20 protein-coding genes and 1 pseudogene are annotated in these 24,634 nt (G+C 63.5%); 9 read left to right on the top strand and 12 right to left on the bottom strand.

The genetic code is table 11. The features are described 5' to 3' along the window. Positions 1 to 585: 585 nt before the first annotated feature. Positions 586 to 801, top strand: a pseudogene (locus ABH944_RS24140) (3-hydroxyacyl-CoA dehydrogenase NAD-binding domain-containing protein); the annotation flags it as partial. 84 nt (positions 802 to 885) lie between these two features. On the opposite strand, the gene ABH944_RS24145 reads toward ABH944_RS24140, so the two are convergent. Genes ABH944_RS24145 through ABH944_RS24175 form a run of 7 tightly spaced genes read right to left on the bottom strand, consistent with a single transcriptional unit; the run spans position 886 to position 10,444 of the window. Continuing rightward, positions 886 to 1,977, bottom strand: a complete 1,092-nt coding sequence (locus ABH944_RS24145; protein WP_404610016.1) for an ornithine cyclodeaminase family protein — start codon at positions 1,975 to 1,977, stop codon at positions 886 to 888. Then, positions 1,978 to 3,480, bottom strand: coding sequence for an FAD-dependent tricarballylate dehydrogenase TcuA (gene tcuA / locus ABH944_RS24150; RefSeq protein WP_404610015.1), 1,503 nt, complete (start codon positions 3,478 to 3,480; stop codon positions 1,978 to 1,980). Then, positions 3,477 to 4,886, bottom strand: coding sequence for an MFS transporter (locus ABH944_RS24155; protein ID WP_404610014.1), 1,410 nt, complete (start codon positions 4,884 to 4,886; stop codon positions 3,477 to 3,479). Before ABH944_RS24155 ends, tcuA begins: the two co-directional genes overlap by 4 nt. A 40-nt stretch (positions 4,887 to 4,926) precedes the next feature. Beyond that, positions 4,927 to 6,306: an MmgE/PrpD family protein gene (locus ABH944_RS24160; protein WP_404610013.1), complete on the bottom strand. Its 1,380-nt coding sequence runs from the start codon at positions 6,304 to 6,306 to the stop codon at positions 4,927 to 4,929. Then, the gene (locus ABH944_RS24165; RefSeq protein WP_404610012.1) at positions 6,303 to 7,673 is read right to left on the bottom strand and encodes an MmgE/PrpD family protein; all 1,371 of its coding nucleotides are present in this window, start codon (positions 7,671 to 7,673) and stop codon (positions 6,303 to 6,305) included. Before ABH944_RS24165 ends, ABH944_RS24160 begins: the two co-directional genes overlap by 4 nt. 18 nt (positions 7,674 to 7,691) lie before the next feature. Further along, complete coding sequence (locus ABH944_RS24170; protein ID WP_404610011.1) at positions 7,692 to 9,020, bottom strand: MFS transporter; 1,329 nt, start codon at positions 9,018 to 9,020, stop codon at positions 7,692 to 7,694. A 14-nt stretch (positions 9,021 to 9,034) separates the two neighbouring features. Beyond that, complete coding sequence (locus ABH944_RS24175) at positions 9,035 to 10,444, bottom strand: MmgE/PrpD family protein (protein WP_404610010.1); 1,410 nt, start codon at positions 10,442 to 10,444, stop codon at positions 9,035 to 9,037. Between the two features lie 113 nt (positions 10,445 to 10,557). Here ABH944_RS24175 and ABH944_RS24180 point away from each other — a divergent pair, with 113 nt between their 5' ends. Beyond that, positions 10,558 to 11,487, top strand: a complete 930-nt coding sequence (locus ABH944_RS24180; protein ID WP_404610009.1) for a LysR family transcriptional regulator — start codon at positions 10,558 to 10,560, stop codon at positions 11,485 to 11,487. Between the two features lie 237 nt (positions 11,488 to 11,724). Here the strand turns inward: ABH944_RS24180 and ABH944_RS24185 are convergent, their stop codons facing one another. From ABH944_RS24185 to ABH944_RS24200, 4 genes are read right to left on the bottom strand one after another with little or no spacing between them, the layout of a single operon-like run. Next, positions 11,725 to 12,735, bottom strand: coding sequence for a 5-oxoprolinase subunit C family protein (locus ABH944_RS24185; protein ID WP_404610008.1), 1,011 nt, complete (start codon positions 12,733 to 12,735; stop codon positions 11,725 to 11,727). Further along, on the bottom strand, positions 12,732 to 13,472 hold the full coding sequence (pxpB, locus tag ABH944_RS24190) for a 5-oxoprolinase subunit PxpB (protein ID WP_404610007.1): 741 nt from the start codon (positions 13,470 to 13,472) through the stop codon (positions 12,732 to 12,734). The genes ABH944_RS24185 and pxpB overlap by 4 nt, the downstream gene beginning before the upstream one ends. Continuing rightward, a complete protein-coding gene (locus ABH944_RS24195) occupies positions 13,469 to 13,843 on the bottom strand; it encodes a dihydrodipicolinate synthase family protein (protein WP_404610006.1) in 375 nt (124 codons plus the stop codon). The genes pxpB and ABH944_RS24195 overlap by 4 nt, the downstream gene beginning before the upstream one ends. Before the next feature lie 45 nt (positions 13,844 to 13,888). Continuing rightward, complete coding sequence (locus ABH944_RS24200; RefSeq protein ID WP_404610005.1) at positions 13,889 to 14,662, bottom strand: LamB/YcsF family protein; 774 nt, start codon at positions 14,660 to 14,662, stop codon at positions 13,889 to 13,891. A gap of 107 nt (positions 14,663 to 14,769) precedes the next feature. On the opposite strand from ABH944_RS24200, the gene ABH944_RS24205 reads away from it, so the two are divergent. From ABH944_RS24205 to ABH944_RS24235, 7 genes are all read left to right on the top strand, one after another. Next, entirely contained in the window at positions 14,770 to 15,819 is a 1,050-nt protein-coding gene (locus tag ABH944_RS24205; RefSeq protein WP_404610004.1) for an ABC transporter substrate-binding protein, read from the top strand. A 163-nt stretch (positions 15,820 to 15,982) separates the two neighbouring features. After that, entirely contained in the window at positions 15,983 to 17,617 is a 1,635-nt protein-coding gene (locus tag ABH944_RS24210) for an ABC transporter permease subunit (protein ID WP_404610003.1), read from the top strand. A 1-nt stretch (position 17,618) separates the two neighbouring features. Continuing rightward, positions 17,619 to 18,665: an ABC transporter ATP-binding protein gene (locus ABH944_RS24215; protein WP_404610002.1), complete on the top strand. Its 1,047-nt coding sequence runs from the start codon at positions 17,619 to 17,621 to the stop codon at positions 18,663 to 18,665. A 59-nt stretch (positions 18,666 to 18,724) separates the two neighbouring features. Then, positions 18,725 to 19,435 carry a GntR family transcriptional regulator gene (locus ABH944_RS24220; RefSeq protein ID WP_404610001.1) on the top strand — a complete coding sequence of 237 codons (711 nt, stop codon included), beginning with the start codon at positions 18,725 to 18,727 and terminating at the stop codon, positions 19,433 to 19,435. 15 nt (positions 19,436 to 19,450) lie between these two features. Next, the gene (locus ABH944_RS24225; protein ID WP_404610000.1) at positions 19,451 to 20,398 is read left to right on the top strand and encodes a dihydrodipicolinate synthase family protein; all 948 of its coding nucleotides are present in this window, start codon (positions 19,451 to 19,453) and stop codon (positions 20,396 to 20,398) included. A gap of 52 nt (positions 20,399 to 20,450) precedes the next feature. Further along, positions 20,451 to 21,236, top strand: coding sequence for an SDR family oxidoreductase (locus tag ABH944_RS24230; RefSeq protein ID WP_404609999.1), 786 nt, complete (start codon positions 20,451 to 20,453; stop codon positions 21,234 to 21,236). Between the two features lie 14 nt (positions 21,237 to 21,250). After that, complete coding sequence (locus tag ABH944_RS24235; RefSeq protein WP_404609998.1) at positions 21,251 to 22,684, top strand: N-acyl-D-amino-acid deacylase family protein; 1,434 nt, start codon at positions 21,251 to 21,253, stop codon at positions 22,682 to 22,684. A gap of 45 nt (positions 22,685 to 22,729) precedes the next feature. Here the strand turns inward: ABH944_RS24235 and ABH944_RS24240 are convergent, their stop codons facing one another. Further along, on the bottom strand, positions 22,730 to 24,634 hold the full coding sequence (locus tag ABH944_RS24240; RefSeq protein ID WP_404609997.1) for a dipeptide ABC transporter ATP-binding protein: 1,905 nt from the start codon (positions 24,632 to 24,634) through the stop codon (positions 22,730 to 22,732).

Consider the following 24,634-nt stretch of genomic DNA (forward strand, 5'->3'; position numbering starts at 1 on the left):
CGCGTCCATTTGCATGCTCCTTTCGAAAAACGAGTGTCAGAATTCTCGTTTTACTCCAGGGAGCTTACTTTCGATGGCCCCTTACATAGTATCTAGTGAACCGCTTCGAAAATATACTGCTGAGACGCTCCGCGCGGGTCGATTTATGGCCGCCGTGGTAGTTTTTTCAAAAGCCATCAAGAATCGCTTCGGAAGCGTAATCATTAGATCAAGGGCGTTAAGCCTTCGCCCCGATTCCTTTGCCTATGTAGGCGACGGATCTTTCAACGCCTCAACAAACGAAGTAGTACGGAAGATGTGCCAGATGCGACAGCCGAGCCACGCCACTCGAGTGGCAAAGACATCGGATCTTCCGACGATTAACGAAGCCCTTGAGTCATGCGGATTCGTTAAACAGCTTGGGCAGGCCATTTTTATTAGCGAGATTGTGATGCCAGCGTATGGCACCCCCGCCTCTTGTTGCTGCCGTCTTACTTCTCGTTACAAGTGTCGCTGTGTGGCCACATTTCTTAAGTGGCGTGCGATGGCGTTTGAGTGTTTGTCCGCCGGCCTATCGTGTTGTGTATACATCGGCTGCGATCAACCGTGGAGTCGAGTAACCCAACCTCTCGCGGATCCATTGAAACCATCGGCATCGCCGGTAGCGGCGCAATGGGCCGCGGCATCGCGCAGATCGCGGCGCTGTCAGGCCTGACGGTGCACCTCTACGGCACCAATCCGGCTGCGTCAACACCGCGCGCGACCAGCTCGCGGACACCTTCGCGAAGCTCGTCGCCAAAAGGCAAGGTCGACGATGCGAAGGCGCGTGCAGCATTGCTACCCCCGCGGCCGCGCGATGCACGCCCTCTTTCGACCCAGCGGTTATTTCCATTCAACGCACACTCTCTAGTTACGGATCGATTGCACGAACCATTCTTGCGGCAATTGAATACCAAGCCCTTGCCGCACGGCTTCACGATAAACATGTCCGCCCACCGCAGCAAACTGCACGCCCCAGTTGCCAACCGTGTAATAGAACGTGATTTCGCGGTCGTTCGCACGACCTGGCGCGGCGCCCGATATGACATCGGTATAAATGGGCCAGTACGATGTATCTACGCGCGCTACTTTTGATACCGGGAGGCGCTTGCGCTCTTCCACCGTTCCGCCAATGAACGCGTTCGGACTGCCCGAAACGCGCTGGCTGAAGCACTCGCTCTCCTCCATGGGCAACGGCTCGCGACCTTGCACGATCGTGACATCGAAACGGCGCACCACCTCGGCATCGAACTCACGCGGCGTCAGCGCCACTACATGCATGCCGGGTTCAAGCCACGCAGCGTTCAGGACAGGCGTCATGCTGTCCGTGCAGGTCGCGACAATATCGGCACCACGTACCGCGTCTTCCGGGGAATCAGTCGCCATGACATCGATGCCCAGACGCTCGCGCATGCGCTGTGCGAAGCGGTAGCGGTTATCGGCGGAACGGCTGTAGACCCGCACGCGCTCGATCTTCCTGACTGCGGAAATTGCATCCATGAAGGTCTCCGCCATGCCACCGGAACCGATCATGCCTAGCGTGCGCGAATCCTCGCGTGCGAGCAGCTGCGTGCCAAGGCCGGCCGCGCCGCCAACCCTCATATGCTGAAGATGACCATCGTTCAAAATAGCGAGCGGTGCGCCATCTTCGGTACTGAACAGCACGACAAGCCCGCAATACGTGCCTGGCTCGATGCAGTATTTCTGTTCGCTACCGCCGTCGCGCGGCCATACCATCATGTCCGATTTGAGCCGCACGGCGAGCACACCTTCCGTCGCGCCATCGACAGAACCAAACCGATAGTAGCCATCGTCGCGAGCACACGGCACGTAGGTGTCGATACGCGGCCGGCCAATCGACGTGCCATCGATCAGGCCGGCAAACGCGCGCGCCTGCACGTCGATGCAATCACGCATGGTCAGCACGCGCGCCACGCAGTCGTTATCGATAAGCAGCATCTAACGCGCTCCCCGCACGAGTGCCGCAGCACCCGAACCCGCGCGCCTTCCGAAGACTACGCCCGCGACCAGGCCCGTGCCGCTGCCGTAGTTGTGATAGTACAAGCCGCCAACTATTTCGCCCGCTGCGAAAAGCCCGCGAATCGGCGCTCCCGACGCATCGAGCACTTCGGCCGCAGTCGATACCTTCAGGCCGCCGAACGTGAACGTCACGCCGGTTGTGACGCCATAAGCCTCGTAAGGCGGTGTGTCGAGCTTGTTGGCCCAGTTGGTTTTGTCGACGGCAAGGCCCTGGGTCCGCAGGCCGTCATGGATGTTCGGATCGAACGGCACGTCTGGACGCTTGGCTGCGTTGTAACCGCGAACGGTCCGCAGGAAGCCTTCCGGATCGACCCCGGTCAGCTTGGTCGCAAGCTCCTCCAGCGTATTCGCCGTCTCTTTTGTGATCCGGGCGATGCGGTATTCGTCGCGCAAGAGACGCGTGACTTTCTGGTCGAAGATCTGCCATGCGAACAGGCCGGGCTGACGCAGTACTTCATGTCCGTACTTTGCATAGGTGAAGCTGTGGAAGTCGAGGCCCTCGTCGAGAAAGCGCTCGCCTTTCGCATTGACAAGGATGCCGAACGGATAATTGTGCTTCTGAAAACGGTCACCGATGGTCAGGTCGCCATACTCCGGCGCGTTCATGTCCCATTGCACCGCGTGCGCGCCCGACCAGTGGCCTGTAACGGCGGCGCCGGCATCGATCGCCATCTTGTGGCCCCAGCCAGTGTTGTAACGCGTGCCGCGAACCTTCGCAAGGTCCCAGTTCGGACCGAGATAGCGCGCGCGCATTTCGGCATTGGATTCAAAGCCGCCGCATGCGAGCACGACGGATCCGGCGCGAATCTCGACCTGCCGCCCTTCGTGCAACGCGCGCACACCTTGAATGCCGCCGCCATCGTAGAGAAGACTCATCGCCTGCGTGTTATAGACCACACCGATACCCGCTTTCTCAAGCGCTTGATGCAGCGTTGCGACGAGATGCGTGCCACCGCCCAAGATATGACATGCAAGCCCGCCCCAGAAACGAAACTTGCCTTCGACCTTGAACGCCTGCCTCCCGAGCGCCGGCTGAAAACGCACTCCGTGACGCTTGAGCCAAAGCGCGGCATCGAAGCTGCTGTCGATCAGGACATCGGTCAATTCCGGATCGGCGCGATACTCGGTGAGCCGCCCGATATCATCGAAATATTGCTCGCGGGTATAAGTGCCAAAGTCGATGTTTGCCAGATCCAGTTCAGCTATATCGGGCGCCAGCTTCATCAGGTCATCAACCGAGTCATACACGAAGCGAAACGCGCCGCCGGTGAACGCGGAGTTGCCACCACGCGCATCGGCCGGCGCGCTTTCGAGCAGCGCCACGCTCGCGCCCCCTTCGCGCGCGGCAAGCGCGGCATTGGTCGCGGCGTTACCGGCACCGATCACGAGCACATCAATGCCGTTGAGTTCATCCGGTTTCATGGAACAAGTCTCCTGGTATCAAAAGAAGTGATTGCGGATTCATTCGCCGCCGCGGACTCCTGCCGCTCCAACGCGGGATTGAGTGTTTCGAGACTGCGGCCCGTCGTGCGCGGACCGAATACGAGCGTGATCAGCGCAGTGAGGAACCATGCGCCGGCCACGTACATAAAGACCGTCACATAGCCCAGATTTGTATAGATCGCCGCGATCACGAACGCGTTGGCAACATTGGCCAGCCGTCCCGCGCCATACGTCAGACCCGTGGCACTGTTGCGCACGCCAGTCGGAAACTGTTCCGGCGTGTACGAATACAGCAGCGTTGCGAAGGTCTGGGTCAGCATGCCGACGGCAAAGCCGAAAGTAACGATGAGCACCGGCGTGAAACTCAGGCCATAGAGCAGGCCGAACACCGCGATCAACAACGCGACGGCCGCGATCAGATGTTTACGCTCGAAACGGTCGGCCGGATAAACAGCGAGTAACGCACCGAGCGGCGCGCCGACGTTGATTAGCGTGAAATACGTCAGGCTCTTTGCGATGGTGATGCCGTGATGCACGAGCAATGTCGGTACCCACGCCTCGAAGCCATAGAAGCCGATGGTCTGTAGCAGCCAGATCGCGCACAGTGTCAGCGTGCGGCGGCGATAGACGCTGTTGAACATCGTCAGCCACGGTTCGCGCACATCCTGCGGCCGCGTGGCCACTTCCGGCACGCTCAATGTGTGGCCGTCGGCGCGAGCGCGGGCCTCCATCGCGGCGAGCGCTTCCTCGGCTTGCTCGAGCCGTCCGGCGCGTACGCTCCAGCGCGGCGATTCGGGCAGGCGGCGTGCCAGAAAGGGAAACACGATGCCGAGCGCGCCCCAGACGAACACCCAGCGCCAGCCATGCGGACCGTAAGGCACAAGCAGACGGGCGACGAAATTGGTCATCGGAATAGCACACAGGTTGATGACCATCGCCCAGGATTGCCAGGTACCGCGCGAACGAGCCGGAAACAACTCGGCAATGTACGTCATGACAGTCACCATGCCCGCCGAAATACCGAAACCGGTAATCACCCGCGCCACGAACAGGTAGCCGACGCTCGGCACCGCAGCCGTCGCCAGCGAGCCTAGCGACGAGATCATCACGAACAGGATCAGTGAGCGTTTGCGCCCCACTCGATCGGACAGCATGCCGCCGAGCGTCGCACCGAAAAACATGCCGATAAAACTTGCCGACGTGATCAGCGCGATTTCATTGATCGCGATATGCCAGTGCGCAATCAACGCGGGCGCAGCGGACGCGAAGGTGTTGATGTCGCAGCTATCAAAGAACAGCGGAATGGCGAACAGGAACATCCATTCGCGATGCAGCCGCGAGGTGGGCAACCGGTCGACACGCGCGGCAACGAGTGAATCGTTCATGGCTTCTGTCTCCCATGTCCTGCGGTCGTGGCCGCCGGTTTCAGCTTCTGACGTCTTGTTCGATGCCCCGCTCAAGCAGAGCCGATACGCTCGCAAGGTCGTCGAGTTCATCGATGCGCCATAGCATCGCGAGCAGATCGCGGCTTGCTTCGAGGCTCAGCGCATGGCTCGCGCAATCAATGAATTTCGATTCGATGCGCGCCACGGGCAGCGGATTCTGCGATGTGCGCCCCGCCGCTTTCGCTACACGCTGGGACAACCGCCGGCCATCGCGCATGATCACGACGATCTCCGCGCCGAAGTGGTCGCGCTGCTGAGCGGCAAGCGGATCGGGTTCGGCGATCACGCGTTTCATCAGCCGGCGAATGGCGGGATCGGCCCACGCGTCGTCCTCAAAATCGGAGAGCACCACACGACCTTGGGCAAGCGCCCGCGCGACACAGTACTGAACGCTGAATTTCGCGTCGAGCGGACCGGCCGGCTCGGGGCGATTCGTGTGCCGCAACCGCCGCGGATGTGTCCACGAGACCACGCTCTCTACCTGGTCCGGCGTAAGCCTGTGTTGGGCGACAAGCATCAGCATCGCGTCAATAGCCGGATGTGTACTCCCGCAGCAAGGATATTGCTTGATCGCGATGCCGGGCTCGACGATGTCGAGCGGATCGGCCCAGCCCCGCACCGCCGCATCTGCGTCAAACTTGCCCGTGCCGTTGTAGACGTTGAAGAACCCCTGCTGGTGTTCGAATGTTTCGCTGCCGGCGGTGAAACCCTCGCGGGCGAGCATCGCGGCAAGCAAGCCGTTGCGCGCTGCGTGACCCACATGCAGCGGCTTGGTCATCGTGCCGAAGTTCGCTTTCAGCCCGGATGAAAACGATGCCGCGACCGACAGCGCGGTGGCCGTTTGCGCGGCATCGAGCGCCATCAGCCGAGCGGACGCCGCGCAAGCGCCGAATACACCGAGCGTTGCGGTCGGATGCCAGCCTTTATCGTAGTGGTGAAAGTTCACCGCCCGGGCAATTCGAGCAAGCGTCTCGAAGCCGGCGACATACGCCGTCATGAAATCGCGCCCGCTGACCGCGTGCTCATCCGCGAACGCAAACAGGGCAGGCAAAATGGGCGCGGATGGATGGCCGCCGAGCGTGTTGCTGCAATCGTCGAAGTCGAGCGCGTGCGCCGCGGTGCCGTTGATCAGTGCGGCATCGATGGCGCGCGCCCGCTCCGTCCGGCCGAACAACAAGGACCGGCCGACCGATGGCGTGGACACCTTCCTGGCGATCTGCGCGCAAGGTTCGCTTGCGCCGGCGAGTGTGACGCCGACCGTATCCACGATGCCGATACGCGCCCAATAGCGGGCTTCGTCGGGGAGATCGCTGAAGGTGAATGTCGAGATGGCGTCGGCCAGTGTCTGCGCGATGCTCATGCTGGTTCTCCTTGAATCGCCGCATCGAGCCAGGACAGATCCGCTTCGCGTTCAATATGCTCGAGGCGCTCGAACAACGGCGCGGCGTCCCGTCCTAACCGGCGCGTCATCCGCATGAATTTTTCGCGCAGTTGCTCGCGAGTCAGCGGGTCGCCAGGGCAACCGGGAAAGTCGTGGCGCGATGCTTCATGAAATGTGCCGTCGTTGAGCGTGATGCGGGTCCGGGTGGCAAGACCGGCCGCGTCGGTCACGACGATCCGCACGCGCTGGGCGAGCGCGGCAATCGCGGGGTCATCGAGCAGCGTCGTGCCGAAAGTCGACGGTTCGTCGGCATCGCGCAGCAACGCCGCCGACACGCAATACGGCACGCTGTATTGCGCGAGAACCGCGTCGCCGGGTGCCTTGAGATCATGATTGGCGCTGAGCCGGGACGCGCCTTCTATGCGTATTGAGTCAATGCACTCCGGCTCTATCTCGTGCATCGACTGCAATTGCTGCACGCAGTAGATTGGCGTGTGCGCCACGATATGACACGCATAGCGTTTAATGCATAGCGCAAGCGTCTCGAAACGCTCGCCCAATGCGTCGGTGAGACGGGATGCATCCGCCTCTTCGCAATAGGCGTGCAGAAAGCCGTAGCGTCCCTCAAGCACGCTCGATGGTCCGTCGAAGCCTGCGCGAGCGAGCGCAACCGCCGCCACGCCCGCCTGCGCGGCGCGTCCAAGATGAATTCGTTTGACCAGGCCGCCATCGCCGCTTTTTGCGAACTCCAGCAAGCCGCCGCTCAACGAGCCGGCGATGCCCAACGCCTGCGCGAGCGTTGCGGCATCGAGTCCGCTCAAGCGGCCAGCCACTATCGCAGCGCCGAACGGCCCCGTCAGGCCCGGTGCGTGAAAGCCACGCGCTTCGGCAGAATGCTTCGTCGCGTTGCCAATCCGGAACAGCACTTCGATGCCCGTCACCAACGCCGTCAGGAACTCGGCGCCTGCCGCACCGGAGACCTGCGCCGCCGCTAGGGCAGCCGGCACCAGCGCTGCGCCTGGATGCACCCCGCTGCCGGGCTGGCGCAAGCTGTCGAGTTCCGCCGCGTGCGTCAAGACGCCGTTCGCAAAAGCAGCCGCTTCCGCGGACACGCGTCGCGCGGTGCCAAGGATCGCGCATGATCCCGGCGCAGCCATGGTGCTGTGCCGCATCACGGCTTTTCCCGCCGCCACTTCATGTCCATACACGGCGGCGCCGATTGCATCGATCACACACTCTTTCGCCCGTCGCGCGACCTCGGCCGGCAACTGTTCGAAGCGCAACGACACGGCATAGTCCGACAGAATCTGCGCCGCGAACGGCCCACGCGATGATGACAACTGCATGACCACGAGCCTCCCTTTCTAGTTCGCTTCCGCATCGATCACGGATTGGTGCCGGGTCTCCGGCATCAGGATGTATGTGATCAGCGACACCCCCGCACACGCGCTGACGTAGTAGAAGAACCACGTCTCATGGCCGGCGCTTTTCAGTCGCAGCGCAAGGAACTCCGTTGTGCCGCCCATCACCGAGGTCACCACCGCGAATGGCAAACCAACGCCCAGTGCGCGTACCTTAGCGGGAAAGAGTTCAGATTTGACCAGCCAGTGGATGGATGAAAAACCACTCAGAATGGCGAGCGCCGCGAGGTTGAGCGCAAACGCGACGAGTGCGTTTTGCGCATGGCCGAGTGCATGCATCAGCGGCACCGTCAAAAACGTTCCTCCGATGCCAAACAGCAGCATCACGGGGCGCCGTCCCACAACATCGGACAGCCAGCCGAAAAGCGGCTGAAGGAACATGTAGATGACGAGCGCGATTGTCGTGATCAGCGTGGCTTGATTGCGGCTGAAGCCAGTCGTATTCACCATGTACTTCTGCAGGTAGATCGTGAAGGTATAAAACGCAACCGTTCCGCCGACACTAATGCCGAGGGTCCATAACGTCTGCCGCCAGTAGCGCCCAAGCAGCACCAGCACGCTGCCGTGTTCGGTGGCGCTGGTGACTTCGTGGCGCTCGAACGCATCGGTCTCTGCGATGCCGCGCCGCAGAAAAAGTGCGAATACCGCCAGCACACCGCCGATGGCAAACGGAATCCGCCAGCCCCACTGTTCGAGTTGGCTCGGGGAAAGCAAAAGCCGTTGCAGCACGAGCATCAGCGCAAGCGCGACGAGCTGCCCCAACACCACGGTGACCTGGACAAACCCCACGAAAAAGCCACGCCGCCCGGCAGGCGCCATTTCGCTCAGATACGTCGCGCTGGTACCCGCCTCGCCTCCCATGCTGAAGCCTTGCAGCAAGCGCGCGATGACCAGCACGGCGGGCGCCGCAACGCCGATGGTCGCGTAAGTCGGCGTCAGTGCAATCGCGAGCGAGCCGAGGCTCATCATTGCCACGGACAGGCTCAGCGCCACCCGCCGGCCGCGACGATCGGCGAGCGCCCCGATGGCCCAGCTGCCAAGCGGCCGCACGATGTAGCCGACCGCCGCAACCGCCGCCGCATTCAGAAGTTGGGCAGTCTGGCTGCCACCAGGGAAAAACGCCTTGCTGAAGTAGATCGAGAAGATGGAATAAGCGAGAAAGTCATACCACTCGATCACGTTGCCCGCGCTGCCGCCGATGATCGAGCGCAAGCGAGTCCGGCGAGCGTCCCGGTTGCGGTTCAGTGCGATCGTCCTCGTGGTGGAAGACATCCCATGCACCTGTTTCAGGAAGTCGCGAGTGCGAGGAGTCGCGGCAGTTCGCTGGCATCGGGCATGGACTCGGCGTGCATCACCCAATCCACGATACGCTGGACATGGGCGGCGTCGACCCGATGCTCCGTGAGCTTGCGCATTTTGCCGATGATCTCGTCCGGACCCGCGAAGGCGTGCTCGCTGCCGCGCTGCGACTCGACGGTTTCTTCCAGCCGCGTGCCATCGCGAAGGAACACTTCCACGCGTACCATATGGCGCAACGCGGAACCCCGGGCGGTAATCGCAGGGTCTTCACAGACCTGCACGCGTTCGGCCAGCGCCATGCGTTGCGGGTCCGCGACCTTGTCTTCGGTAAACTGATCGACAAAGACATCTCCATCGAGCAGCAACGTCGCCACGCAATACGGCAGATTCAATTGCGCCGACGTCAGCCCCTGCGGCACGTATTTCCAGCCGACATGATCGACCGTCACACGGGAACCGTGAACCACGATGTGCTCCACCTCAGTCGCATTAAACGGACGACGCGCCTGCATCGCGCGAATCGCGTCGAGCGTAGTGTGATTGCTGCCGACGCATGAATAAAACTTCAGCGCGATGCGCATCGTCTCAAAACGTTCGCCCAACCCGTCAGTCAGTTGCGACAAGTCAAAGCGATCGGTCGAGCGGGAAAACGTGCTGCAAAAGCCGCCATAAGGGTTTTCGAATACATCGACAATCCCCGTGAAGCCGTTGCGTGCCAGAAGTGCGCCATACAAGCCACTTTGCGCGGCGCGGCCGGCATGCATGCGCTTGACCATCGCACCAAACTGCGCGGCCATCAATCCCGCCGCCTGCGTGCCGCCAATGCCTAGCGCATGCACGGTCTGATCCACACTCAGGTTGAGCGCGGCCGCCGCGCCCGCCGCCGCCGAGAAGACACCGACTGTTGCGCCAGAATGCCATCCTTGCGCAATATGTTCCGGCCCCATGCACATGCCCACGCGCGGGCCCACTTCGTAACCCGCCACGCAGGCGCGCAGGAAATCCTGGCCGTTCATGGCGCGCTGCGTTTCCGCGACAGCCAGCACAGCCGGTAGCGTCACCGCGCCCACGTGCAGCACCCCCACGCGATGAACATCGTCGAGCTCGAAACCCTGCACCAGCGTGCCATTTACCAGCGCGGCGTGCGGCGCTGAAAGGCGGGTCGCCGTTCCCCATACCGTCGCCCCTTGGGTGGTGTCCAGGCTGCTCAGGGTGTCGATGAGAATGCGGCTCCACGGCAAGGCTGTGCCGAATATCGCGCAGCCGAACGAGTCGAGAATCAAAAGCTTGATCCGTTCGATAACTTCTGCCGGGATCGCATCGTATCTCAATCCGGAAACAAAAGACGCCACGCCGCCAGTGTAGGTATTAACGCCGATCTCGGTATGCTGGTTCATTGGACTGGCTTCGGTAATTGAGGTGTAGTCCGAGTATCCGCAGCCTCGATGCGTTTGTGAATTGCACGCCGCATGATTATTATTGCGTCACAAGCAATAAATCCGGAGACGCAATGAGCGACTTTCCCGGCGTCGACCTCGAGGGGCTGCGTGCCTTCGTTTCGGTCGCGTCGCATGCTTCTTTTCATGACGCCGCGATGGAACTGGAACTGTCCGCGTCGGCTTTGACGCGGCGCATCAAACGACTCGAGGATGCGCTGGATCTCAGGTTGTTCGAGCGCACCACGCGCAGCGTTGCGCTGACGGCTTCCGGCGACATGTTCCTGCCGCATGCTCGCGGGGTACTGCAGGAATTGGAGGCATCGCTCAAGCTCGTAACCGAATCGACGCGCAGCCGGACCGGAACGCTGACTATCGCGTGCATCTCCACGGTGGCGAAGCACTTGTTGCCGCGAATCGTGGGCGACTACCATCGGCGGCGCCCCGATGTGCGCCTGCGTCTGATCGAGGCCGATCTCGCTACAGTCACCCGTCGCGTGGTTGAAGGCCATGCCGAATTCGGTATTGCGTTTCTCGTCAGCGAAACGCCGGAACTGACCATCGATGAGCTGCTGACCGATCCCTACGTTCTCGCTTGTCCCGCCGATCATCCACTCGCGGCGCGCGCCACGGTCGCGTGGCGGGAATTGCGGCCGTGGCCGCTCATTGTGTCGGGCAGCACAAGTGGCAACCGGCGCATGCTGGATGCCGCGCTGCGCGACATCGACTGGCGGCCGGACAGACTGATCGAGATCGAGCACCTGACAACGTCGCTGGGACTCGTGGAAGCCGGACTCGGCATTTCGATCATTCCGCAATGCGCCGTGCCTCGCGATGCAGAAGGACGCATTGCTATCCGGCCGCTGGTCGATCCAACCGTCGCGCGAACGATTGGGCTCATTCGGCGGCGCAAAGGGAAAATGTCGGCAGTCGCACGGGATTTCAGGCTGGCATTGCGCCGAATGGCGCCATTGGGCGCAACCGAGCCTATCGGGCGCGGCTGATCACGGCTCAAGCTGTAACGCCTTCGATGGTTCTAATGAGGGTAGTGGTGCAATTCGGAAGGAGCGGTCTGTTGCGCTCGTGCTTTTGATGAACACGAGCGAATGAGCCATCTGAAAGACATCGACGGATCGAGCAGGATCACCTCAACATCAAGGTTCCCATCGTCCAGGGGCCGAAGCGCTTGCCCCTATCGCCATTGAGATCAATCGATTCCATTGTCGTCCGTGTAGAAAAGGTCATGCCGGGTCGTGCGCCAGCGCTTCGGGCAGCGTCTTTCCGATTGCAGCACGCAGGATCTCAAGCTTGTCCTCCCGATCCAGATAGGCTTGCTCTGCTTCATCCAGCGTGGCCGGAAGAAAACCCACGGCGTCTCCCGGCAACGCTTGCGCAAGCGCGGGCAAGTCAGCGCTGATCACGTAGCCGATCTTCGGATAGCCGCCCGCGCCTTGCCGATCAGCCATCAGGACGATCGGGTTCCCGTCCGGCGGGACCTGGATCGTGCCGAAGTTAACGGCTTCGGACACCATCTCCAGCGGATGCTTCAGGTCGAGCACGGGTCCATTGAGCCGATACCCCATCCGGTCCGATCTGGCATCGATGCGAAATACGTCATGGGTGAAGGACTGCCTGGCCTTCTCGCTGAACGCATCCCACTGCGGCCCGGCAATGAAGCGCCACGCGCCCATCGGAGCAGCGTGGGACTGGAAGCGGAACACCGGACCATTCACGAACGGCATGCCGGATGAGATGAGCGCGGCCTGAAGCTCCGGATAACCCGCGTCTGCCGGGTACAGCGGCACCTGATCCCCTTTGCGCAACGCGCGCCCCTCGAAGCCGCCGAATGCTCCGCGGACGAACGTACTGCGGCTGCCCAGCACCGGTTCGGTCGCAAAACCGCCGCGCACCGCCAGATAAGCGCGTGCTCCGCCCATGCGCTTGCCGAACGCAAGCGTTGCGTTGCGTCGAACGAGTACCGCCCGGTTGCGAGGCGCCTGCACACCGTCGATCACGATCTCCATCTCGGCGCCGGTGACGGCGATCAGCGCGTCATGATCGAACCGCAGGTGCGGACCCTGCAACGTGCATTCGAGTGTTGCAGCCGTTTTGCCGTTGCCGACAAGGAGGTTCGCCACGCGGTGCGACCATTCGTCCATCGCTCCGTTGACCGGCACGCCGAGCCGCTGCACCCCATAGCGCCCGCAGTCCTGCAGCAACGAAAAAACCCCGGGTTTGTCGACGTGCATCATGATTGGCGCTCGTCCATGCTCGCGAACGTCTCGGGCGACACCGGCACAAAGCGCAGGCGGTCACCGAGCCGCAGGCGGGTCGGAGGCGTCCACGCGAGATCGAACATGCTCCACGGCGTGCGTCCGATCACGTTCCACCCGCCGGGTGACGCGACCTGATAGATCGATGACAGGCCGTTGGCGATCGCCACCGACCCCGCCTCGACGCGCGCGCGAGGCGTAGCGCGGCGTGGCACGGTGAGCCGTGCATCAAGCGGGCCCGCGAATGGATTACCGGGAGAGAAGAAGAACGTCTGCACGATCAGTTCCGATGCGCCGTGCAGACGGATCACTTCGTCCGTGGTGAGATCACAGCGCTGCGCGACGTCATCTAGATCGGGGCCGTACTCGCCGCCATAGCAGACCGGCACCTCGACCAGCCGCGTACTCTGTTCGACTGGCGCAATGCCGCCTTCGAGCAGCGCCGCAAGCGAGCCGGCGAGTTGCCGGTAGGGAGAGCCCCCGGCGCGCGGCAGGCGCTCAGGCAGATAGTGCAGCGCGACCGTCGTGAAGGCGGGTACGACGTCGACGACTCCTGTCGGCATGTGAGCCAGCAGCCAGGCCGTGAGCGAATGCACGTCGCGGGTGGTCGCCGGGTCGATCCGGTCGCCAAAGCGGACCATCAGGCAGCGATCGCCCAGCGCTTCGATACGTGGGAATGCACGCTCGCACGAGAGCGTCTCTTCACGGCCGGTCATGCGAGCCTCAGGCAGGCAGCGACAATCCGCTCGCAGGCTTCCTGCAGGCGTGAGCCCGGCACGGCATGGGCCAGCCGCAGGTAGGACGCCATGCCAAACGCCGTGCCGGGCACCACTGCGACGCCTGCATCGTGCAACAGATAGCGCGCGAGATCGGCATCCGTTTCGATCGATACACCCTCGGGCGTATCCATGGCCGGAGATTCACCGTAGGTACCACCGGTAAGCAGGCCGTCGTAGCCCAGTTCCAGCATGTGCTCCAGGTTCTGCGTGAAACCGGCGAGATCGATGCGGCCGTCGTCGGCGAATGGCGTAATGGCAATATTGAACAGGCCGCGCGCGCGGGCCAGGGATTCTTCCTTGGTTTTCATGGATCCTCGTGATGATCAGATCGTTCTAGCGATGAAGAACCGTTTTCAGATGTCCAGTTCGCTGATCGGGCGCACACGTATGCCTGCGCCTTCGAGCGCGGCTCGGACTGCGGCGGCAATGACGACGCCGTGCGGGTTGTCGCCATGCACGCAGATCGTGTGGACCGGCATGTCGACTTTGCGCCCGCCCACGGTACGAATCGCCTGTTCATCAACCATCCGCAGGGCTTGCGCTGCAGCCTCCGCCGGATCATGGATGACCGCACCAGGTTCACTTCGGGGCAGTGTCAGCCCGTTATCCCCATAGAGGCGATCGGCGAACACTTCGCAGGCCACGCGGATATCGCCGCGGCGTGCGGCCCGCTCAGTCTCATTGTGGGGTGTACTAACCAGTATCAGATCGCGATCCAGGGCGAGCATTGCCCGCACCAACGCTTCCGACAGGTCCCGGTCATCGAAAGCCAGCGTCGCCAGCGCCCCATGCAGCTTCACATGAGTCACGCGGTGACCGACGGCACGGGCCATGCCCTGCAGCGCTGCGATCTGATAGATCAGCATCTTCTCGATGTCGGCCGCGCTGTCCCCTGCGATCTTGCGGCGACCGAAGCCCCAGAGGTCGTTGAAGCCCGGGTGTGCACCAAGATCGATGCTCCCTTCCAGGGCGCGCGCCGCAGTACGGTGCATCACGACCGGGTCGCCGCCATGGAATCCACAGGCGACATTGGCCGATGTGATCAACCCCAGCATTGCCTCGTCATCGCCCATCTTGTAAGGACCAAAGCTTTCGCCCAGATCCGAATTCAGATCCACCTCTGACATTTTTTCCCTTGGAAAATACGCCCTCTCGGGTTTGGTATGCCATTGGCATGCAATGTGCGTGCCAATGGCCGAAACCCGGACTGGTCCTCTTCCAAGCGGAGAAACTGATGACGAGCATGTTGCAGAAAATGAGCTGTGCCGTGGCTGCCGCCGCAGCCCTCCTGAGTGGGGCCGCGCAGGCGGCCGAACTGGATTTTGCGAGCTGGGGCGGTGCCTACCAGAACGCAATCCGCGAAGCCTGGCTCAAGCCTTTTGCCAAAGAGACAGGCATCAAGGTGCAGGAAGACACTGATCCGCAGGTCGCCAAGATCCGCGCAATGATCGACACCCGATCCGTCGCGTGGGATGTCGTGACTGAAAACAGTGCCCGGCTGACACGCGGCATCAAGCTCGGCGTGTTCGAGAAGATCACGCCGGCCATGGTCGATCAGACTCATGTCATTGCGAGTGCTCGCAATGACTACGGTGTGCCGTCGGAGATTTTCTCGACCAACATCGGTTTTTCGACCAGGGCGTTCCCGGCCGGCAAGCCGCAGCCGAGTACTTTTGCCGACTTCTGGGACGTCGCCAGGTTTCCCGGCAAGCGCACGCTGCAGGACGACCCGGCGACCGTGATCGAGGCCGCGCTGATTGCCGACGGCGTTGCGCCCGCCGATGTCTACAAGGTGCTGTCCACGCCCGAGGGCATGGATCGCGCGATGAAGCAGATCGAGAAGATCAAGCCGTACGTTGCCGTGTGGTGGAAGAACGGCGCCGAGCCGGTGAGTGCGCTGGCAAGCGGCGAGGCGGTAATGGCCCTCGGCTGGAACGGCCGTTTTCAGGCTGGCATGGATTCGGGACTGCCGATCCAGATGGGCTGGGGCAACGCGGTGGCGCAGGTCGGTTATTTCGCCGTCGTCAAGGGCGCGCCGCATCGCACCGAAGCCATCGAGCTGCTCAACTACATGAGCCAGCCGAAGAATCAGGCCGAGTTCAGCAAGTACATCGCTTACGGGCCGACAACCGAAGCCGCCTTCCCGCTGATTGACGACGCGCGCAAGCAGCGTCTGCCGTCCACGCCCGAGCGCCTGAAGAGCGCCTTGTTCCTGGACTCGGAGTTCTGGGACAAGAACGGCCCGGCCATCACCGAGCGTTACAACCAGATCCGTGCCCGCTAGGCACGCGTCGCCCTGTCACCTGCCCTCCGCCTCCTCGCCTTTACCGGGCCAGGGAGCCGGCGGATAAACTGGAACACCGATGGCAAGCACCGCCCCCCTCCCGCCCCACGCCGCGCGCACGGACGCCACGGCACGGATACGGCGCAGCCGGAACCACGCGGCCATGCTCGCCGTCCTGCCCCTGCTGCTGTTCCTGCTGCTGTTCTTCGTCGGGCCGATTGCCGGCTTTCTCAAAGAGAGTTTCTATCGCGACGGCACGCTCACGTTGGCCCACTACCGGCACGTGCTCGATACACCGATCTATCGCATCGTGCTGGGCAATACTTTCACCATTGCCGCAGCCGTCACGCTGTCGTGCGTGGTGATGAGCTACCCGCTCGCCTATCTGATGGCTACGGTGCCACCGGCTGCAGCACGCCTGCTGTTCTTTGCAGTACTGCTGCCTTTCTGGTCGAGCGCGCTGGTACGCACCGCGGCCTGGATCGCGCTGCTGGGCAAGAACGGGCCACTCAATACGTTGCTGACCAGCGTCGGCATCGTCGATGCACCCATTGCCTTTCTGTATAACTTCACGGGCGTGATGATCGGCATGACCCATGTGCTCATGCCTTTCGTGGTACTGCCGCTCTATGCCTCGTTCCGCGCGATGGACACCACGCTCGTGCAGGCGGCGCAAAGCCTCGGTGCGCGCTCCGCCAGCATATTGCGCCATGTGGTGCTGCCGCTGACCAGCCCGGGTGCGATAGCCGGCGCGATCATCGTCTTCATGAACGCCGTGGGTTACTACATCACGCCGTCGCTCATGGGCGGTCCGGGCCAACGCATGGCGGCCGAGCTGATCTCGTACAACATCACGGAAGAACTGAACTGGGGACTGGCTGCCGCCCTGGCTGGCATGTTGCTGATCACCGTGTTGATCTCGATGTGGCTTTTCAACCGGTGGTTCGGACTGGACCAGCTGATCAGCGGCACGGCCGGCAAAGGCAGCAGCGCGGGCGGCACACGGCGCACGCCAGGCGGCCGCCTGGCGGTGCTGGCAGGCTGCGTGTGCGCGGTGTTTCTGCTGCTGCCTATCCTCATCGTGATCCCGATGAGCTTTGGCACCAGTGACTATCCGGTGTTTCCGCCGCCACAGTATGGTCTGCGCTGGTACGCCAGCTTCTTCCAGGACTCGAAGTGGCTGGACGCCCTCTGGTCAAGCCTGCGCGCAGGCTTGACGGTCACGGTTATCGCCACCGTGCTCGGCACCGCTGCCGCGCTCGGCGTACACAAGATGCGTTCAGCGCGCAAAGGCTGGCTCGACACGCTGTTCGTCATCCCCATGTCGGTGCCGGCCATCATCACTGCGGTGGCGCTGTACTACCTCATGGCGCCGTTGGGCTGGGTCGCCAACTCGGTGGCGGTCGTGCTGGGCCATACGGTACTGGCCTCACCCTACGTCTACATCACGGTGCGCGCCGCGCTGCGCAGCTTCGACCCCAGCCTGGAACTGGCAGCCCTTGGCCTGGGCGCGTCCTGGCCGAAGATGTTCCGGCTGGTCATGCTGCCGGCACTGCTGCCAAGCCTCATCGGCGGTGCGGTGTTCGCCTTCGTCACGTCATTCGATGACGTGGTGATGGCGCTATTCCTGACTACCATTCACAACCGTACTTTGCCCAAGCTGATGTACGAGGGCCTGGCGCAGGATTTCGACCCGACCGTCATTTCGGCTTCCTGTGTACTGATCGCCGCCACCGCGCTCATCCTGACGGCCAACATCCTGTCCGGCAGACAATCCGCCAGACAGAACGGAGCATAAGATGCAACGCACCGCGCAGTTCCAGACACCCGTGTCCCTGCAACTTGCCGAGCGGCCTGAGCGCCAGGGCAAGGACGTCGTCCTGGCAGGTATCCGCAAAACCTACGGTCCGACCGTCGCACTGCCGGATTTGAGCCTCGACGTTCCCCGCGGCCAGTTCTGCACACTGCTCGGCGCATCGGGGTCGGGCAAAACCACGCTGCTGAAGATCATCGCCGGCTTCGAGGCGCCCACCGCCGGCAGCGTGAGCATTGGCGGCGAGGACGTGACACACACGCCGATCGCGCGGCGCAACATAGGCATGGTGTTTCAGAACTACGCGCTGTTCCCGCACATGACAGTATTCGACAACGTCGCCTTCGCGTTGCGAATGCGACGCGTGAAGCGCGATGAGATCGAGCGCCGCGTGGACGAGGTGCTGGCGCTGGTCTCCATGGACAAGCTCCACGGCCGCCTGCCGCGTGAACTCTCGGGTGGCCAGCAACAGCGCGCGGCGCTGGCCCGCGCGCTGGTCTTCACGCCTGACATCCTGCTGATGGACGAACCGCTGGGCGCGCTCGACAAGAACCTGCGCCAGGCGATCCAGCTGCAGCTCAAGAAACTGCACCATGACCTGGGCCTGACCATTGTTTTTGTCACGCACGACCAGGAAGAGGCGATGAACCTGTCCGAGCGTATCGTCATCATGGATCACGGCCGCGTTGTGCAGGCCGGCGCCCCAGAGGCGCTCTACCGCGCGCCGGAATCGCCGTTCGTGGCCGGCTTTCTCGGTGAATGCAATTTCGTCGACCGCGCAGGTCAGGTGCTGGGCGTCCGGCCGGAAAACGTGCGCATCGGCTCGCAACTCACTTCATCCGACCTCCGTCATGAAGGCCGGATCGTGGCCTCGACCTTCTGCGCGCTGCATTGGAAAATCTTTATCGAGGCGCCCGGCCGTACCGTGGTCGCCTATGCGCCGGCCGGCACACGCGAGGCGGAGCGCACACCGGGTCAGTCCATCGTATGGGGCTTCAGCGCCGGGGACGCGATGGCATTCGCCGCGGCATGATCCTGGCGGCGAGTCCGTGCGGCCCCGCCACCCCTTTTTCTGCAACCGGTCCGAGAACCATGAACAAGAATCCAGCAACCGAGACAAATGGCCGTGCTCCGCACCTTGTGCCCGGCACTACGCAAGCACCAGGCGACGAAACACCGGATCTGGCGGGCGACGCCTATCGCGCCCTGCTCGACATGATCCAGCGCGGCGGCTTGCCGACCGAGACGCCGTTGCAGGAGCGCACGCTGGCGGCCACGCTGGGCATGTCGCGCACGCCGGTGCGGGAAGCCATGAGCCGGCTGATCGGCGGCGGCTTCGCCATGCGCACGCCGCGAGGCCAGCTGATCGTCAAGGAGCCCACCCTGCGGCAATACCTGGAAATTTTCCAGATCCGCATGCTCCTCGAAGGCGAGGCCGCCGCTGCTGCCGCGACCCGGCTCGAAACAGAACGCGCGCGCGCCGTGATGGCTCAAGTGCAGGCACTGCTGAGCGCCGGCAGTTCCTCCGTGGAGGAAAACCATCGTGTCGACAACCTCGTGCACGACACCATCGCGGCCGCCAGCGGCAACCAGATGCTCGCGCAGAGCATCCATGACCTGCGCATCAAGGCACGCTGCTTTGACCAGAACGGCACGTCCGAGCGCTTCGAGCCCGGCTGCCGCGAACACATCGCGATCCTGCAGGCTATCGTCGATCGCAATCCCGACGCGGCACGCGAAGCCATGCGCCAGCACCTCGACACAGTGCGCGTGGGTCTCGTTACGCGTCACACCCACCTCTGAACCTGGAGTCCCCTTATGACCCAAGCATCCCGCGTTGACGAAAGCGCCAGCGGCGTCTACATCATCTCGGCCACGCCATTCACCGACGACGGTGCGCTCGACCTGGAAAGTACCGACAGCCTCGTCGACTTCTATCTCGACAAGGGCGTGGCCGGCATGACCATCCTCGGCATGATGGGCGAGGCGCCCAAGCTGACTGAAGAGGAGTCGCTGGCCTTCACCCGCCGCGTGCTGCAGCGCGTGGACGGCCGCGTGCCCGTTATCGTGGGTGTGAGCCATGCGTCCAACCAGCACGTCGAGCGGCTCGCCAAGGCCTCGATGGGGCTGGGCGCGGCCGGCGTCATGCTGGCGCCGGTGCCCAACCTCAAGACCGACGACCAGGTCCATGGCTACTACGCCGCCATTGCCCGCCTGCTGGGCAAGGACGTGCCGATCTGCCTGCAGGACTTCCCGCAATCCACCGGGGTCTATACCTCGGTCGCGGTGGTCCACCAACTGGTCGACGAATTCCCCCAGATCGTGATGTTCAAGCACGAGGACCTGCCCGGGCTGCGCAAGCTGTCTCAACTGCGCACCCAGAGCGAGGCCGCGGGCCGCCGCCGCATCAGCATCCTGGTCGGCAATGGCGGGCTCTTCCTGCCACAGGAGATGCTGCGCGGTGCCGACGGAGCGATGACCGGCTTCGCCTACCCTGAAATGCTGGTGCAGGTTTGCGACTTGTTCGCGCAGGGCCGGCCCGAAGCCGCGGAAGACGCGTTCGATCTCTACCTGCCCCTCTTGCGTCACGAGTTCCAGTACGGCATTGGCCTCGCCTTGCGCAAGGAAACGCTGCGCCGCCGTGGTGCGATCCGCAGCGCTGCCGTGCGCAAGCCCGGCCCGGTGCTCGACGCTACCGACAAAGCCGAACTGACCCGGTTGATCGGTCGGCTCGAGGCCCGGCTCGCCATGCGGGCGTCGAGTTGAACCGCGTGCAACACCCACGCATCACCATTGAGATCACAGCGGAAACATCAACATGAATCTGGACATTCAAGGCAAGGTCGCCCTCGTCAGCGGCGCGGGCGGCGGGCTCGGCGGCGCCATCGCACAGGCTCTCGCGGCCGAGGGTGCACACGTAGCCGTTTGCGACGTGGATCAGGAGGCGCTCGGGCGCACCGTGGCGCGCATCAATGAGACAGGCGGCCGTGCTGCGGGCTTCGCACTCGATCTTGCACAGCCCGACAGCTTCGCAGCCGTGCTAGCCGGCATCCGGCAGACACTAGGACCTGTCGGCATCCTCGTCAACAACTCCGGCGGGCCGCCACCCACGCCGGTCTCGGGTGTGGAGCCGGCGCAATGGTCGCGCCATTTCACGGCGATGGTCGCCTCGATCATCCACCTCACCGACCTGGTGTTGCCTGACATGCGTGCCGCCCGCTGGGGCCGCATAGTCACCAGCACCTCGTCGGGCGTCGTGGCGCCGATCCCGAACCTGGGCATCTCCAACACGCTGCGCGCCGCGCTCGTGGCCTGGTCCAAAACGCTGGCGAGCGAGGTAGGACGAGACGGCATCACCGCCAATGTCGTGGTGCCCGGCCGCATCGCCACTTGCCGCATCGTGCAACTCGATGAAGCAAAAGCGCAGCGGGAAAACCGTCCTGTCGCGGACATCGTCGCGCAAAGCACGGCCTCCATTGCGCTCGGCCGCTACGGCCGCCCCGACGAATACGCGGCCATGGTGGCTTTTCTCGCCAGCGCGCACGCGTCATTCGTCACCGGCTCGGTCGTCCGGGTGGACGGCGGCATGATCGCTTCGATCTGATGGCGGAACACGGCATGGAATTCGATCTCTGCATTGCAGGGGCGACGATTATCGACGGCAGCGGCGGGCCAGCCTTCGTGGCGGACGTCGGCATTGCCGGCGGCCGCATCGCCGCGGTGGGCGAACTGGCTGCAGCCTCGTCGCGCGAACGGCGAGACGCCGCCGGCCGGGTACTTGCCCCTGGTTTCATCGACGTCCATACGCACGACGACCGGGCACTATTGATGCCGGGCGCCATGGCGGCCAAGCTGTCGCAGGGTGTGACCACGGTCGTCACCGGCAACTGTGGCCTGAGCCTCGCTCCGAGCCGCATTCAAGGCGCCATTCCGCCGCCGCTCGACCTGATCGCCACACCGGAGTGGCTGCGTTTTCCAACGTTCGGCGACTATCTTCGAACGCTGGAGTCAGAAGGCATCGCTGTCAACGCCGCCTGCCTCGTAGGCCATCTGACGCTGCGTGCGAACGTCATGGAGGACCTCGAGTGCGCCGCCACGCCCGCCGAATGCGAAGCCATGCGTGCACTGCTGGCCGATGCACTCGATGCCGGCGCACTCGGCCTGTCCACCGGCACCTTTTACCCGCCGGCGCGACACGCGGACACTGACGAAATAGTCGCCGTCGGCGAGCCGCTGCGCGCTCGCGGCGCGCTCTACGCAACCCATATGCGCAACGAGGCCGAGAAGATTGCCGACGCGCTCGACGAGACCTTCGAGATTGGCCGGCGCCTGGGCGTACGGGTGCTGATCTCGCACCACAAGCTCGCGGGCACCCCCAACCATGGACGCTCGGTGGAAACGCTCAAACGCATTGCCACCGCAATGGATGAGCAGCCTGTCTCGCTCGACTGCTATCCGTACAACGCATCGTCCACCGTGCTGCGGCCGGAATTCGTCGCACGCGCCTCGTCCGTGCTGGTGAGCTGGTCAGAGCCGTATCCGGAGCACGCGGGCCGCACGCTCGCCGATATCGCCCAGAGCATGGATTGCGACGAGCTGGAGGCAGCGGCCCGGCTCATGCCCGCGGGCGCTATCTACTTCATGATGGACGAGACGGACGTGCGCCGTATCCTGGCGTTTCCCAAGACCATGATCGGTTCCGACGGCATGCCGCACGACGAGCATCCGCATCCCCGGTTGTGGGGCACCTTCCCCCGTGTGCTGGGGCACTACGCGCGCGACGAGCGGCTTTTCAGCCTCGAGACCGCCGTCCACAAGATGAGCGGCCTCGCGGCCGAAGAGCTCGCGCTGCCCGGCCGCGGCCGGATCGAGGCGGGCTATGCGGCGGATCTGGTGCTGTTCGACCCGGCCAGCGTCGGCGATCGTGCGACCTTTGCCGAACCGCGCGCACGGTCTGCCGGCGTGGAGCAGGTCTGGGTCAACGGCCAGCTCGCTTTTTCAGATGGCATCCTCCGGCACGGCCGGGCGGGCCAGGTCGTGAGACGTAGTTAAACCTGCGTGAAGCACGGTGCCGCCAGGCGGTTGCGAGTGTCAGTGCTAATACGCCCCGCCCACCCGATGCCGCGCCACGAAATGCCCGGGGCCCACTTCGACCAGAGGCGCGACGACGGGTTCATCGCCAACGTCGCGCACGGGGCTCGGCAGCCCCACGAGCGGCGGCGCGGCGTGGCGGCGGCGGGCCGGATCGGCGATCGGCACCGCCGCCATCAGCTTGCGCGTATACGCGTGCTGCGGATTCTCGAACACCGCGCGGCGTGGGCCGATCTCCACGACCTGGCCCAGATACATCACCGCCACCCGATGACTGATGCGTTCGACCACCGCCATGTCATGCGAGATGAACAGGCAAGCGATGCCGAGATCACGTTGCAGGTCGATCAGCAGGTTGACGATCTGCGCTTGAATGGAGACGTCGAGCGCGGAGACCGATTCGTCGGCGACAAGCACGCGAGGGTCAGTGGACAACGCCCGCGCGATGCAGATGCGCTGCCGCTGTCCGCCTGACAGTTGATGTGGCCAGCGGCGCGCCATCGATGCATCGAGACCGACCTTCTCGAGCAGCGTTGCCGCGCGGCGCTGCGCGTCGCGGCCTGATGCAATGCCCTGGACGATCATCGGCTCCATGATTGCGTCGCCGATGCGCATCCGCGGATTCAGCGAGGCGAACGGGTCCTGGAACACCAACTGGATATTGCGTCTCAGCAACCGGCTCGAGCGCCGGTCGCGCCGGGCGAGATCGACGCCGTCGAAATAAATGCTGCCGCTATCGGGCTGCACAAGCTGCAACAGCGACCGGCCGGTCGTCGTCTTGCCGCAGCCGGACTCGCCAACGAGGCCGAGCGTCTCGCCGGCGTAAAGGTCGAAGCTGACACGTTCGACCGCATGCACACGCCGGCGGACCCGCGAGAAGAAGCCGCTGCGCACATCGAAGCGGGTCACCAGTTCGCGAACGCTCAGGACTACGTCGGGTTTCTTCTCAGGCGCGTCGGACAGCGCGGGCGGATCGAGGGCATCATCCGGCATCGCCACCGGCGCTCCCGCAGGTTCAACCAGTTGCTCCCGTACTAGCTCGAACCGCGCCGGCAGATCGGTGCCGCTCATCGCGCCGAGCTTCGGCACGGCCGCCATCAATGCACGCGTATAGGGATGCGCAGGCGCCGCGAACAGCATGCGCGTCTCGTTCTCTTCGACCAGATCGCCACGCCGCATCACGACCACACGGTCGGCCGATTCAGCGACCACGCCCGTGTCATGCGTGATCAGCAGCACGCCCATCTGCATCTCACGCTGCAATTCGCGAATCAGATGCAGGATCTGCGCCTGCACGGTGACGTCGAGCGCGGTCGTCGGTTCGTCGGCAATCAGCAATTGCGGCCGGCATGACAGCGCGATCGCAATCATCACGCGCTGCCGCATGCCGCCGGACAGTTCGTGCGGATAGCGGCGCATGACGCGCGCGGCGTCGGGAATCCGCACGTGATCGAGTGTCGCCTGCGCCTCCTTCAGCGCCTCGGGCACGCTACGCCGCTGATGCAGGAGGATCGCTTCGGTGATTTGCTCGCCGACCGTCAGCACGGGATTCAGCGACGTCATAGGCTCTTGGAAGATCATGCCGATTTCGGCGCCGCGCACCTGGCGCATCGTCTCGTCGCTCGCCTGCGCGAGATCGATGACGTCGCCGCTGGTGCGACGGAACCGCATTTCGCCGCCGAGGATGCGCCCGCCGCCATACTCGATCAGCCGCATGATCGACAGCGACGTGACCGACTTGCCCGATCCCGACTCGCCCACGACAACCACCGTGGAGCCGCGGTCCACATGCAGCGAGAGATCCCGCACCGCCGGGATCATCTGCCGGCCGCATTCGAAGCCGACCGTCATGCCGCGGATGTCGAGGACCCGTTCACGGCCGTCCTGTCCGATGTTGTTCCGGATCGGCAT

The sequence above is a fragment of the Caballeronia udeis genome (assembly GCF_044909315.1).
GTDB lineage: Bacteria > Pseudomonadota > Gammaproteobacteria > Burkholderiales > Burkholderiaceae > Caballeronia > Caballeronia udeis_A.